Annotated in this window: 11 protein-coding genes; 10 read left to right on the top strand and 1 reads right to left on the bottom strand. The window is 28.3% G+C overall.

Features of this window, described 5'->3' with window-relative positions:
- Positions 1-30 precede the first annotated feature (30 nt).
- The 10 genes from MKD41_RS09095 to MKD41_RS09140 all read left to right on the top strand — a co-directional run bounded on the left by MKD41_RS09095 (position 31) and on the right by MKD41_RS09140 (position 12,077).
- Positions 31-1,263, top strand: a complete 1,233-nt coding sequence (locus MKD41_RS09095; RefSeq protein WP_240241985.1) for a FecR family protein — start codon at positions 31-33, stop codon at positions 1,261-1,263.
- Positions 1,264-1,434: 171 nt separating this feature from the next.
- Positions 1,435-4,002, top strand: coding sequence for a SusC/RagA family TonB-linked outer membrane protein (locus MKD41_RS09100; RefSeq protein WP_240241986.1), 2,568 nt, complete (start codon positions 1,435-1,437; stop codon positions 4,000-4,002).
- A gap of 30 nt (positions 4,003-4,032) precedes the next feature.
- On the top strand, positions 4,033-4,719 hold the full coding sequence (locus MKD41_RS09105) for a hypothetical protein (protein WP_240241987.1): 687 nt from the start codon (positions 4,033-4,035) through the stop codon (positions 4,717-4,719).
- 11 nt (positions 4,720-4,730) lie between these two features.
- Positions 4,731-6,161: a RagB/SusD family nutrient uptake outer membrane protein gene (locus MKD41_RS09110; protein WP_240241988.1), complete on the top strand. Its 1,431-nt coding sequence runs from the start codon at positions 4,731-4,733 to the stop codon at positions 6,159-6,161.
- A gap of 15 nt (positions 6,162-6,176) precedes the next feature.
- The gene (locus MKD41_RS09115) at positions 6,177-6,953 is read left to right on the top strand and encodes a DUF4843 domain-containing protein (RefSeq protein ID WP_240241989.1); all 777 of its coding nucleotides are present in this window, start codon (positions 6,177-6,179) and stop codon (positions 6,951-6,953) included.
- Positions 6,954-6,977: 24 nt separating this feature from the next.
- The gene (locus MKD41_RS09120) at positions 6,978-7,205 is read left to right on the top strand and encodes a hypothetical protein (protein WP_240241990.1); all 228 of its coding nucleotides are present in this window, start codon (positions 6,978-6,980) and stop codon (positions 7,203-7,205) included.
- 9 nt (positions 7,206-7,214) lie between these two features.
- Entirely contained in the window at positions 7,215-8,489 is a 1,275-nt protein-coding gene (locus tag MKD41_RS09125; RefSeq protein ID WP_240241991.1) for a PKD-like family lipoprotein, read from the top strand.
- A gap of 241 nt (positions 8,490-8,730) precedes the next feature.
- Positions 8,731-10,113, top strand: coding sequence for a TlpA family protein disulfide reductase (locus tag MKD41_RS09130; protein WP_240241992.1), 1,383 nt, complete (start codon positions 8,731-8,733; stop codon positions 10,111-10,113).
- An 8-nt stretch (positions 10,114-10,121) separates the two neighbouring features.
- Positions 10,122-11,030, top strand: a complete 909-nt coding sequence (locus tag MKD41_RS09135; RefSeq protein ID WP_240241993.1) for a S1 family peptidase — start codon at positions 10,122-10,124, stop codon at positions 11,028-11,030.
- Between the two features lie 12 nt (positions 11,031-11,042).
- Positions 11,043-12,077 carry a TlpA family protein disulfide reductase gene (locus tag MKD41_RS09140; protein ID WP_240241994.1) on the top strand — a complete coding sequence of 345 codons (1,035 nt, stop codon included), beginning with the start codon at positions 11,043-11,045 and terminating at the stop codon, positions 12,075-12,077.
- Positions 12,078-12,375: 298 nt separating this feature from the next.
- Here MKD41_RS09140 and MKD41_RS09145 read toward each other — a convergent pair whose 3' ends face one another.
- Positions 12,376-12,975 (bottom strand): DUF3244 domain-containing protein, encoded by a 600-nt coding sequence (locus MKD41_RS09145; RefSeq protein ID WP_240241995.1) that lies wholly within the window; start codon positions 12,973-12,975, stop codon positions 12,376-12,378.
- Positions 12,976-13,157: the final 182 nt, after the last annotated feature.

Genomic DNA, 13,157 nt, shown 5'->3' on the forward strand with positions numbered 1-13,157 from the left:
CGCTATAATTTTCAATATTTAACAACAGTAATGACCAAAAAACTAACTACATATAGAATTGCTGAACTTATATACAAATCTGTATCTCAAACAATTAACAGTACAGAAGAGAAAGAACTTCAAGTTTGGCTAAAAAATAAATCTAATAAAGATTTATTTGAAAAAATAATTAAAAGTGATGCTATTGAACAAAAAATATTGCTTTACAAACAATCTAATAAACAGGCTGTATACAATAGATTATCTAAAAAAATAGCTCTTAACCAACAAAAAAACAATAAAAAGAACAAATTTGCTACAGTCTTAAAATATGCAGCAATATTAATTATATGTCTAACTGTTGGAAATTTTATTTATCAAAATAATTTTAATGAAACAGTCATTACAAAAAATGCTGTAAAGCAAATTAAACCTGGTTATAAGAAAGCTACTTTAATTTTAAGTGACGGAAGCTCTGTTGACTTAGAGAGCACAAAAAATACAGTAATCGCGTCAACAAATACCACACAAATTAAAAATACAAATAACATTTTACAATACAATACTGTAGACAAAGCTCCTAAAACAAAAGATAAAACAACCCCAGAAGAAGTAACCTATAATACATTATATGTTCCTACGGGAGGTATGTACCAAATTGAATTACCTGACGGAACTAATGTTTGGATAAATTCAGAATCTTCATTAAAATACCCTATAAAATTTACCGGTAACAAACGCATAGTAGAACTTACAGGTGAAGCATATTTTGAAGTAACAAAAGATAACTCAAAAGAATTTATAGTTGAAACAAACTCAGCTTCAATTACTGTTCTAGGAACAAAATTTAATGTTTCCTCATACAATACTGATAATTATTTTTCTTCAACACTTGTAGAAGGAAAAATTAAATTAACCAGTTTAATAAATACTAAAAAATCGATTATAATGCTACCGGGAGAAAGAGGAAAAATCGATAACGGAAAATCATCAATTACTATTAATAATGTAGATTCAAACCTATACACAGCTTGGATAGAAGGGAAATTTTACTTTGAAAAAGAAAATTTAGATAGAATTCTAACTAAAATAGGGCGCTGGTATAATATTGATATTGAATTTGATGACCCTTCAATTAAAAAACAAACATTTACAGGAGTTGCTTTAAAAAACAAACCTGTAGATTATTTATTAAAAATGATAAGCGAAACAGCAAATTTAAAATATAACATTAATAAAAACAGAGACAATGATAAATACAAGCTAATCATATCAAAAAATTAGCAAAAAAAACCGAGAAATGCTACCAACATTTCCCGGACATTATTTATTTGCTAATCAAACCTTTACGGATATAAATTATTAATTAACTAAACATACAAATTTATGAAAAAAAAGTTAACCGCAGAAATATGTAGGTTACCCAGCAAACAAAAATCTTTAATACTTCAGTTTATGAAACGATCCCTTATTTTATCAATTCTATTCTCTAGTATTACTGCGTTCTCATTTTCTCAAAAAATTACAATTAATATGGGAAAAGTATCACTACATGAAGCTTTAAAAGAGATAAAAAAAGAAACAAATATTGACTTCTTTTATAGTGATAGAGAGTTAAATACTGATAGAGTTGTTTTAGCAAACTTTATAGATACCGATATTGAAGAAGCTATATCTAAACTTGTTGGTAAAACATATAAAATTCAAAAAAACGAAGAAGGTATTTTATTAATTACCCCTATACATTCAGTTAATTTTCAAAATGAAATAACAATAAAAGGAGTTATTACAGATGAATTTAACAACCCACTACCAGGTGTAACAATTTTAGTAAAAGGGACCAAACAAGGAACCACTTCAGATTTTGACGGAAACTATACAATAAAAGCAGATAAAGAATCTACTTTAGTATTTAGCTATGTTGGTTACAATACACAAGAAGTTAGTGTTAATGGTAAAACAGAAATAAATGTACAACTAAAAACAGCTGTTGCAGAATTAGATGAAGTTGTTGTTACTGGTATTATAGAACGACAAAAAGAAACCTATACTGGAGCAGTTACAACCATTTCTGGAAATGAATTAAAAGAAATAGGTAACCAAAATATTATTCAAAGTATAAAAACTATAGAACCTTCATTTTTAGTACTTGAAAACAACATTCAAGGAGCTAACCCTAATATATTACCAACTATTGAAGTTAGAGGACAAACCAGTATATCTACTGAGGATTTAAGAGATGAATACGATTCTGATCCAAATAGCCCATTATTTGTATTAGATGGTTTTGAAACTACTTTAAGAACAATTGTAGATTTAGATATGAATAGAGTAGAATCTATTACTATCTTAAAAGATGCAGCCTCTACAGCTTTATATGGTTCAAAAGCAGCAAATGGTGTAGTTGTTGTTGAAACCAAGAAGTCTAAAGATGGAGAATTAAACATAAGCTATACAGGAGATTTTAGTGTAGATATTCCAGACTTATCAGATTACAACTTAATGAATGCTGAAGAAAAATTAGAATTTGAACGTTTATCTGGTAGATGGACTTATTACTCTGTAGATCCAGCATATCAAATTCCTTTAGATAGTGCATATAATGCTAAACTAGCTGATATTAAAAGAGGCGTGGATACGTATTGGTTAAATGAACCAGTACAAACAGCTTTTACACAAAGACACTCTGTTTACGTAGATGGAGGTAGCGATGCTTTACGTTTTTCAACAGGATTAAGTTATAGAGATAACGAGGGTGTAATGAAAGGCTCTGGTAGAGATATTTGGAGTGGTAATATAGATTTAACCTATAGAAAAAATAAAATAAACATTACAAATAGATTATATGTAAGTGGTTCTATGGCAAATGAATCTAATTATGGTTCTTTTGAAAAATTTGCACAAGCAAATCCATACTATAAAAAATACAATGATGAAAACGAAATAACTAGACATTTAGAAACTTCTGCATATGGTAACTATGTTAGAGGTTATTATGGATACAACATTGTAAATCCTTTATACAGTTCAACCCTAAACAATATAGATGAAACTAACGGTTTTTCAGTTCAAAATAATTTAGCATCTATTTGGACCATAAACAACAATTTAAGAGTTCAAGCAGGGATTCAACTTAAAAAATCAACTACAGAAAATGAAGTATTTATCTCTCCTGAAGAAACCATATACGACAACGTAAGTTTTTTTGAAAAAGGAGAATATACAAATGCACATTCTGAAAACTTTAGCTATGTAGCAAATGCTATGTTAGTTTACCATAATTTATTTAATAAAAAACATAGTTTAACTGGTAATTTAAGAGCTGAAATTGAAGAACAAAACAACGAATCTTATACTACAAAAGCGGTTGGTTTTCCTTCAGGATCTAATGGTAAACCAAGCTTTTCTTTTAGTTATGATTTAAATGCCAAACCTAATTTTTACACAAATAAATATAGAAGAAATAATGTTATGGCATCTGTAAATTATTCTTTTGATAAAAAATACTTTATAGATTTAAATTATAGATTAGATGGTTCAACGGCTTTCGGCTCCAAAGAACGCTACTCTCCTTTTTGGTCTGCAGGTCTTGGATGGAATCTACATAACAACTTTGGAATTAAAGGAGATGTTATAAATGTGCTTAGATTAAGACAAACATTAGGTTATACTGGAAACCAAAACCTTGGAAGTGTTGCTTCAACCTCCGTTTACACATATAATAGCCTAATAAACTATTACGGTGCAGGAGCTAAATTAACTCAATATGCAAATGCAGACTTAGAATGGCAAAGAACATTTGATACTAATTTAGGTTTAGATTTAGTAATGTTTAACAATAAACTTGATGCCCAATTTAACTTATATAATAAAAATACCAATCCATTAGTAGTGCCTATAGATTTAGCTTCTTCAACAGGTTTGGTTAACTATCCTTTAAATGTTGGGAAACTTAAAGTAAACGGATGGGAAGCTGTTATAAACTACAAAATAATTAACAATTTAGAAGATCAACTATTTTGAAGAATAGGTGGAACAGCAGCAATTGTTAATATGGAATATGATGATTTTGGTAATAAATTAAAAAGTTTAAATGACGACGCCTTAAATAGTGGCTCTTTAAAACGCTATAAAGATGGATATAGTCCTGATGATATATGGGCTGTACCGTCTTTAGGTATCGACCCAACTACAGGGAGAGAAGTATTTCTTAAGAAAAATGGACAAAGTACTTTTGACTACGATTATGATGATGAAGCTGTAGTAGGTAGCACTAGAGCTGATATTGAAGGGGTATTTAATACATTTTTCAATTACAAAGGCTTTAACTTAGGTCTTAATATTAGATATAGAATAGGAGGTCAAGCATTTAACACCGCCCTATATGAAAAAGTTGAAAACATTAGTACAGCAGATATTACACTTAATCAAGATAAACGTGCACTATATGACAGATGGCAAGAACCAGGAGATATTTCTCAATTTAAATCCATTTCAATTACAAGCACCACTCCAATCTCATCTCGTTTTGTACAAGATGAAAATGTACTTATTGGAGAATCTATAAGTATTGGCTATAGAGCAGATTCAAAACCTTGGTTAGACGCACTTGGTTTAAAAAATATACGCTTTACAGCATATATGAGTGACATTTTCCGAAATTCTTCAATTAAAGTTGAAAGAGGTATCCAATATCCATTTGCTCGTTCAATATCATTTAGTATTAATACTTCATTTTAACATACATAATCATGAAAAAAAATATATTTAAAATAATATCTATGATAATTGTTTTAGGAACTTTATTTTCCTGTGATGATTATTTAGATGTACAACCAGAAGATAAATTACTAGAATCTCAAATATACACTACTGAAGGAGGTATTAATAATATCTTAAACGGTATATATATGGATTTAGTTAGCTCAAATTTATATGGAGGTAACCTAACTATGAGCACCATAGAACTATTGGCACAACAATACAGTGTGTCTGATTCTAGATGGAGCAACAATTCATTTGTAACCTATCAATATGAACAAACCAACGTAAAATATGCTTTCGAGAATGTATGGTCTTCAGCCTATTTAGCAATTCTTAATATTAATGACCTTATAGAAAATATTGATAAATACAATACATTACCCCCTTCCAAAACTAACATTATAAAAGGAGAAGCATATGGCTTAAGAGCTATGATGCATTTTGATTTATTACGTGTTTTTGGTCCTATTTACAGTGTTTCTCCTGAAGCCTCAGCTATACCCTACTATACTAAAGTTAGCACACAAAATGGCAAAATTCTATCAGCATCAGATGTTGTGACATTAATTTTAGAAGATTTAAAAAAAGCTGAAGAATTACTAATAGACGATAGCATTAAAACAGGTATTATAGAAAGTAGTGAAAATACTTTTTATGAAAGTAGACGTAATATGAGACTAAATTATTTTGCTGTAAAAGCATTACAAGCTAGAGTAAATTTATATGCAGGAAATACTGTAGAAGCTAATAGTGCAGCAAAAATAGTAATAGAACAAGCTTCAGAATATTTTCCGTGGACAGATCCTTCTAGTATTATCTCAGCTGGAGCAAATCCTGATAGAGTTTTCTCTTCTGAATTAATATTTGCTATTCAAAATGTAAACTTATATGATAGTCATGATGAATATTTTGCCAGCCACCTACAAGATGAATACATCTTAACACCAAACAACACAAGGCTATCAGATGTATTTGAAAATAACGAAAATGATTATCGTTACAATTCTACTTGGATTTTACCAACTACTGGTGAAAAAACATATAAAACTTTTTATAAATATGCTGATGTTACAGATACAAGTATGTCTTCTAGATTTTTACAGCCTTTAATTAGAATTTCAGAAATGTATTATATAGTTGCTGAAACTGAAACAGACCCTAATTTAGCTATAGAATATATTAACACCGTTAGATACAATAGAGGACTTATAGATCTAGATGCAAGTGCTAATATAAATGCAGAACTTAAAAAGGAATATCAAAAAGAGTTTTATGGAGAAGGACAATTGTTTTTTTACTATAAGAGAACTAATACCTCTACAATACCTTTAGGCTCTTCTGAACAAGATCAAACAATTTCAATGGGAGAAAATGAATATGTAGTACCACTTCCAGATTCTGAAACTCAATATCAATAATCTAAAAAAAGAAATATGAAAAAAATAAATATATACTTAATTTTAATTTGTTTTGGACTTTGTTTGAGCTCGTGTGACACAGATGATATTAAAACCTACCAAACTAGCGATAACATTTATTTTAGTTGGTCAAAACATCATAATTTATGGATAAATAATACGAGCCAATATATTGATAGTATCGGGTTTTCTTTTGCCTTTAAAAACGCAACTGTTGTAGACACATTATTTCAGTTGCCAATATCTGTTCAAGGAAAAGCATTAGACAATGACAGAATAGTTAATTTAAAAGTTTTAGACCAATCTACAGCAATAGAAGGTGTTCATTTTGACATTTCAGATCCCGTTATTTTTAGAGCTGGAATGAGTATTGACAGTATACCTATTACATTTTATAGAACACCAGAAATGAAAAACAATACATATACTTTGGCTATTGAACTTTTGGCTAATGATGACTTTTCTGTAAATATGAAAAATGAAGTCTTAGATGATCTTACAGAAGAAATAAGAAATCATACTATATTTCAAATATCTGTAAACGACATTTTAACAGCTCCTGAATATTGGTATGATGGATACCTAGGAACATTTAGTTCTAAAAAAATGTTTTTAATGAGCGAGTTACTTGGTATTGCTACTAACTTTTACGATTCACCTATTCAAAGTTACTCAGAAGTACAATATCACGGACTTTTTATGCAACGTTACTTAAATGAAAAAGAAGCTTCAGGAGAGACCGTATATGAAGATGATGGTAGTAAAATGATGATGGGGCCATATGTACAATAATTTTAAATAAAAAATTTAGACAATATGTTAAATAAAATAAAATATCCTACAATACTATATATAATTGCTTTTTCAATTATGTTATCATGTTCCGAAGATCTCGGAAACTATGGCTACAAAGAAATTAATGAAGTGAATATTGAAGGCCTAGAAAATGAATATACAGGTTTATTAGGACAACCATTCGAAATTATACCAACACTTAATTTCACTAAAGATTCAGATGAAAATGAAGATGATTATGAATACTAATGGATTGCGATGACCAAAGGAAATGTGTTAGCAGCAGACCGACAAAAAGATTTAGCAACAACTAAAAATCTACAATTAGATGCTTTATCTATACCTCCTGCTTCTTATGAAGTATTTTATAGAGTTACAGATAAAAACACTGGAATACAATGGTCTACCTCATTTAACTTAAATGTAGAAAGCACCATTTATCAAGGGTGGTTGATTATGAATGATGTAAACGGAACAGCTAGACTAGATATGATATCTAAATTAACAGATGACGAATTGATAATGCATGATGTATTAGCTTTATCTGGTTCATCATTAGTTTTAGAAGGTGCTCCTGGAAATGTGTACTGCTACCCTTACGACCCAACATTTTACGGAATATATGTAACATCTGAAGAAACTGGAACAACAAAAATTCACCCAGAAACTTTTGATTGGGAAACAGAATACTATTTATCATTTGAAATGCTTTCTTCTGTTCCTACAGATTTTAAGGCAGATTTTATTAAAATGTTGCCATTTGGATCAGAAAGTTTAATGTACAAAGACGGTAACTATTACTATTACCTAAGAGTCTACCAATACAGATATGGAGTACCTATAAATATTGTAGATGGTGAAGTAAATACTTTTAAAGCTTCTCCTTATGTTGGTACAGCTGGAGTAATGGGAGAAAGTATACTTTATGATGAAGATAATAAACGCTTTGTGAGACATCCTTGGGCTTCTTTAAAATCTAACGTATTTCCAGAAGGAACATTATTTGATTATAATATAGATATGGATTTGGTTTTTATGGATAGAACTGAATACAATGGAGGAGAAGTTTTTGCAATTTTAAAAGATAACCCTAGCAATAAACTATATTTAGCACGTATGAGTTCAGGATTCTTTGGAAATATAAGTCAAAGATATTTTGAAGAAATACCTACTGAAATTGCTGAAGATATGGCACTAGCAGAACACTTTGCTATAAGCCCACAATTTGGATATCTATTTTATAATGTAGGTAGTAAAATTTATGAATACGATTTTGGAATTAAACAATCGAAATTAATGATTGATAAAGGAACTGAAGAGATAACCCAATTAAAATTCTCAAAATTTTCATATCCTAATAACGAACCACAATCGTTATATACTAATCAATTACTTGTTGCAAGCTACAATTCTGGAGAATCTAATGGGACTCTAGAATTCTATGAAGTACCTCCAGTAAATGGAGATTTAATCTTAACAGAATCTTATGATGGTTTTGGAAAAATTGTTAGCACTTCTTTTAGAGAACGCTAATTTCTAATAAATTAAATAAGGGATGATAATATCATCCCTTATATTTATCTATTAAATAATCATCAACATTATTAATTTAAGCCTCCCAGATAAGACTCAAACATTTACATTCAATTGTTATCTACAGGTAAAGTTCAAAACTAACTATTTTTATTTTTTTCATAAATAATAATCTACAACCTGCTCAATAACCTAAAAACCTTTAAAAGTTATACAACTTTAAACCCTTTAAAAACAAATTATGAAATTACAACACTTAATTTTCACTATACTTATTACAAGTTTATTTATATCGTGCAACACTGATAAAACCTCAACCAATAAAAACGGGTTTTCAACAATAACAGGAACACTTGATATGCCCTATAAAACAGAAATTAACTTATCCAAAGTCGAACATGGTAAATCTTCTATAGTTAGTACTGCACAATTAAATAAAGACAAACAATTTGGATTTACTGTAAACCCTGATAAAGAAGGGTTTTACATTTTAGGAGATAGAGATATTAAAATTCCTATATACATTAAGGGAGATCAAGCATTTAATATACAATATAATGAAGAGGGCTATAAACTATTAGAAAACCCTGATATTGAAAATGAAATACTTTACAACTGGATTAAATCTAACGATACATTAGAGGTTTTCGATTTTAGAAAAGGAGCCAAAACATATAAAGATTTTTTCCCTTTCTATACAGATTTTATCCCTGAAATGAAAAAACAACACGAAAATGTTAATTCTAAAAACAATCGTTTTAATGAGTTAATGCACGCTTACATAGATTTAAATATTGAATACCAAGCATTAAATTTTTTATTTACCCCAAGAAGTGCTCACCCAAAAAGAAAAGATTTAGCACCATTTTATACTGACTTTGCAAAAGGTGATACCTTTAAATCTGACATTATATTAGATGTTCCAAATGGTTTAAATACTTTAAGATTACATCAACAATATAAATTTAGCCATACAGGTAAAGATTCAAAAGAAAAAAATTATCTAACAGAAGCTTTAAAAGATATTGAAAATGATAAGCTTAGAGGTTATATAGCTTTAAATCATATTAAACGATTTAAAGCTTATAATAAAGAATATTTAGATTTTATAGAACCTTTAAGAAAAGATATTGCACTTAGTGAATATGTAAGTGCCGAAGTTGATAAATTCGAAGTTGGTATTAAAACAACAACAGTAGGAACCCAAGGCTATCCTTTTACATATAAAGACCAAAACGATAAAGATGTTTCTTTTAGCGATTTTAAAGGAAAACTTGTATATATAGATGTATGGGCAATGTGGTGCGCACCTTGTAAAGCAGAAATTCCTTACCTGAAACAACTAGAAAAAGATATTCATGGAAAAGATATTCAATTTGTTAGTATTTCTATGGACAAGCCTAAAGAACATGAAAAATGGAAACAATTTATAAAAGATCAAGAATTAACTGGTGTTCAATTATTCTCTGATGATGCCTTTAATACTAGAATTGCCAAAGATTATAAAATTAATACCATTCCAAGATTCTTATTATTTGACAAAGAAGGTAAAATTGTAGATGCTGATGCAAAACGTCCATCAGATCCTAAACTTAAGCAACAATTATTAGAATTACTTAAATAATAAACAGTATGAAATTTAATTTTCAAATAATATTACTTTTAATTCTAATAACTTTTAGTTGTAAAAACAACAATCAAAAACATCAAAATAAAACAAGTGAAATAGCTACAACAGAAGTAATTAAAGAAGTTAATGTTCTAAAAAGTTCAACATACATAACTAATGTTACTAAAAAAGTACAAAATTTAATAGGAGAAAATAATTTCACTCATTTTAATCAGTTACAAATGCAAAAACTAGATAGAATTGAAGAGAATTCTGAAGTTATAGTAAACACCTCTACTCCAATATTAAAAAATGGAAATCAAATGTATTATCATTTAAAAGAAAGCACCTTATACATTGGCTCTTCTTATTTATGTGATAGATGCCCAGAAATCCATTTAAATAATGCTAGCGGTTTTGTTATTCATGAAGAAGGTGTAATTGTAACTAACTATCATGTAATTGAAGTAAAAGACAATATAAATGTTTCTGCAATTTTTGCTGCAGATAGCAATGGAAATGTCTATCCTGTCTCTAAAATACTAGCTGCTAGTCAATCTAACGATTTAGCTATACTTCAACTGGACACTAAAGGAACAAAATTAAAAGCACTTCCAATGGCTGAAGAAGAATCAATGGGTGAAACTATTTATATGATGGGACATCCATACAATAATCTTTTTTTTATGACCAAAGGAATAGTATCTAGAAAATATTTAAGTGAAAGAGATAGTGAAGTTAAAATAGCAGTAACAACTGAATTTGGACAAGGTGCAAGTGGTGGACCAATAGTAAATGAACATGGCCAAGTAGTAGCCATGGTTGCAGGCGTACAACCTCATAATGCATCAGGTAACCAAGGCCCAACATTAATGGTTTCTAGAGAAGCTATACCTGTTAGTGTTTTAAACAAATATATAAGAAAACCTTAATTACTCAAATTAATGAAAAAACATATATTTACACTAATACTTGTAACCACTTTTGCCTGTAACAATAAAACCCCACACCCTAACTATATTGAAATATCAGGCAAAATAGTAAATGCAAAATCAAAAGAAATTTCTTTCTATGGAATGGGAGGTCCTTCAAAAAAAATTCCTTTAAAAGAAAATGGTAAATTTAAAGACACTTTAAAAGTATTAAAAGGTAGAAATAAATATCAATTATCTTTAGCTAAAGATGAAATAATGGCTTTATTATATTTAGAGAATGGAGCTAATCTATCAATAAAAGCTGATGTAAAAGATTTTGAAAACACACTGAAATTTGATCAAGATTTAGCTGATTATAATAATTTTTTAAATAAAAAATTTAATTTAATTTCATCTGAAAATGGTTTTAAAAAAACTTGGTATCAAGAAAAACGAGGAGTATTTGATACAAAAATAACCACTTTAAAAACTGAATTAGAACAGACTCTAAAATCTTTTAAAAACATATCAGCTGATAATGTTGAATATGAAGAAAATTACATCAACTCTTATATAAAAAGATTAACTGATAAGTACCCTGAAGAACATATGTTTGCAATAAAATTAGCAAAAGGTACACCATCTCCTACATTTAAAAACTATGAAAATATTGATGGATCTTTAACTTCTCTTTCAGATTTTAAAGGAAAATATGTATATATAGATGTGTGGGCAACTTGGTGCGCTCCATGTAAAGCCCAAATTCCATTTTTAAAAGAATTAGAAAAAGAATACCATGGTAAAAATATTACCTTTATTAGTATGTCTGTTGACAAACCAAGAGATAGAGATAAATGGTTAGCTATGGTTAAAGATAAAGAAATGTCAGGAGTTCAAATAATAGCACCTAATGCTACAGCTTCAGATTTTACAAGAGCATATAATATTACAAGCATTCCTAGATTTATTCTTATAAACACAGAAGGTAAAATAATAGATTTTAATGCTCCAAGGCCTTCTGTGAAAGAAAAAATAAAAACATTATTTTCATCATTAAATATCTGAATTAATTAATTTGTAACTATTTTTTAGTAGCATTTAACTATTTGAAATTTAAAGTTTATAAAACCAAACTTTTTTATATACAAATAGCTGATGCTACTTTTTTTATTAAATAAGTTATATTAGTAGTAATAAAATACTAAAACTTTTAAATTAAATACTACCTACGATAATTATTTATCTCACTTTAAACAAGTTAAAATACGCTATATTTTCACTAAACTATAAAACAAAAAAAAGTCTTCTAACGAAGACTCTTTTTTACTAAACCAAACATAAATAATATATAAATTATATACTACTATTTTTTATAAACATTTTGTTCAAATATTTTTCCTGCACTTTTTGTTACAACTTTATAACTTCCAGATTTAAGATCTTTTAAATTAAGAGCCTTCCCTAAATTTACTTCTCCAGCTAATAACTCGTTATACAATAAATTGAATTCATCATCATATAAATTAATTTCAAAGTTTTCCTCGTTAAAAGCTATTTTAGAAATAAGAATTAAATCTCCTTCTTGTCTTACAGTAGGCTTATAATATGTACTTGTAATTTCATTATTAAATTCAAAACCTCTTGAAGTTACCGTAAATGGCATTAAATTAATTTTTGTAACGCCTTCAATCTCGAAATAATAATTACCAATTGGTAATGTATTTAAATCGTATTTTTTTGAAAAATAACTTCCCGAAAATTCCTCAGAGTATAAAACTTCTCCATAAGAGTCTTTTACACTTATAGTTAAATCTCCATCAGAATTCTTCAATCGTAAATCAATTAATTTAGAATCAATTGTACTTACTTTTATATCTAGGTTGTTATTAATGTTCGTTGCGCTTATTACTACTGTAGTTAAAACGGCTACAATAAGTAAACTTTTTTTAATTAAATTTTTCATAATTTGATATTTTATCAATTAGTATGGGGCAAATATATGGCAGATTTCAATTTTAAAATACTTCACATTTCCCATATTTATATCCTATTTTAACCATTAATTAATTGTTAAGTTTTCAAGGTTAATTTAGAGTATAAAAAGGTTAAATAGCATTATTTATTACTAAATAATAGTTGTAATCT

Origin of the sequence: Lutibacter sp. A64 (genome assembly GCF_022429565.1) — a bacterium.
In the GTDB taxonomy this organism is placed as follows: domain Bacteria; phylum Bacteroidota; class Bacteroidia; order Flavobacteriales; family Flavobacteriaceae; genus Lutibacter.

Bases quoted from the DNA above. Each gene is read 5' to 3' on its own strand.
- MKD41_RS09140 (WP_240241994.1), top strand. From the start codon at position 11,043: ATGAAAAAACATATATTTACACTAATACTTGTAACCACTTTTGCCTGT.
- MKD41_RS09115 (WP_240241989.1), top strand. From the start codon at position 6,177: ATGAAAAAAATAAATATATACTTAATTTTAATTTGTTTTGGACTTTGT.
- MKD41_RS09125 (WP_240241991.1), top strand. From the start codon at position 7,215: ATGACCAAAGGAAATGTGTTAGCAGCAGACCGACAAAAAGATTTAGCA.
- MKD41_RS09135 (WP_240241993.1), top strand. From the start codon at position 10,122: ATGAAATTTAATTTTCAAATAATATTACTTTTAATTCTAATAACTTTT.
- MKD41_RS09105 (WP_240241987.1), top strand. From the start codon at position 4,033: ATGGAATATGATGATTTTGGTAATAAATTAAAAAGTTTAAATGACGAC.
- MKD41_RS09120 (WP_240241990.1), top strand. From the start codon at position 6,978: ATGTTAAATAAAATAAAATATCCTACAATACTATATATAATTGCTTTT.
- MKD41_RS09145 (WP_240241995.1), bottom strand. From the start codon at position 12,975: ATGAAAAATTTAATTAAAAAAAGTTTACTTATTGTAGCCGTTTTAACT.
- MKD41_RS09100 (WP_240241986.1), top strand. From the start codon at position 1,435: ATGAAACGATCCCTTATTTTATCAATTCTATTCTCTAGTATTACTGCG.
- MKD41_RS09110 (WP_240241988.1), top strand. From the start codon at position 4,731: ATGAAAAAAAATATATTTAAAATAATATCTATGATAATTGTTTTAGGA.
- MKD41_RS09130 (WP_240241992.1), top strand. From the start codon at position 8,731: ATGAAATTACAACACTTAATTTTCACTATACTTATTACAAGTTTATTT.
- MKD41_RS09095 (WP_240241985.1), top strand. From the start codon at position 31: ATGACCAAAAAACTAACTACATATAGAATTGCTGAACTTATATACAAA.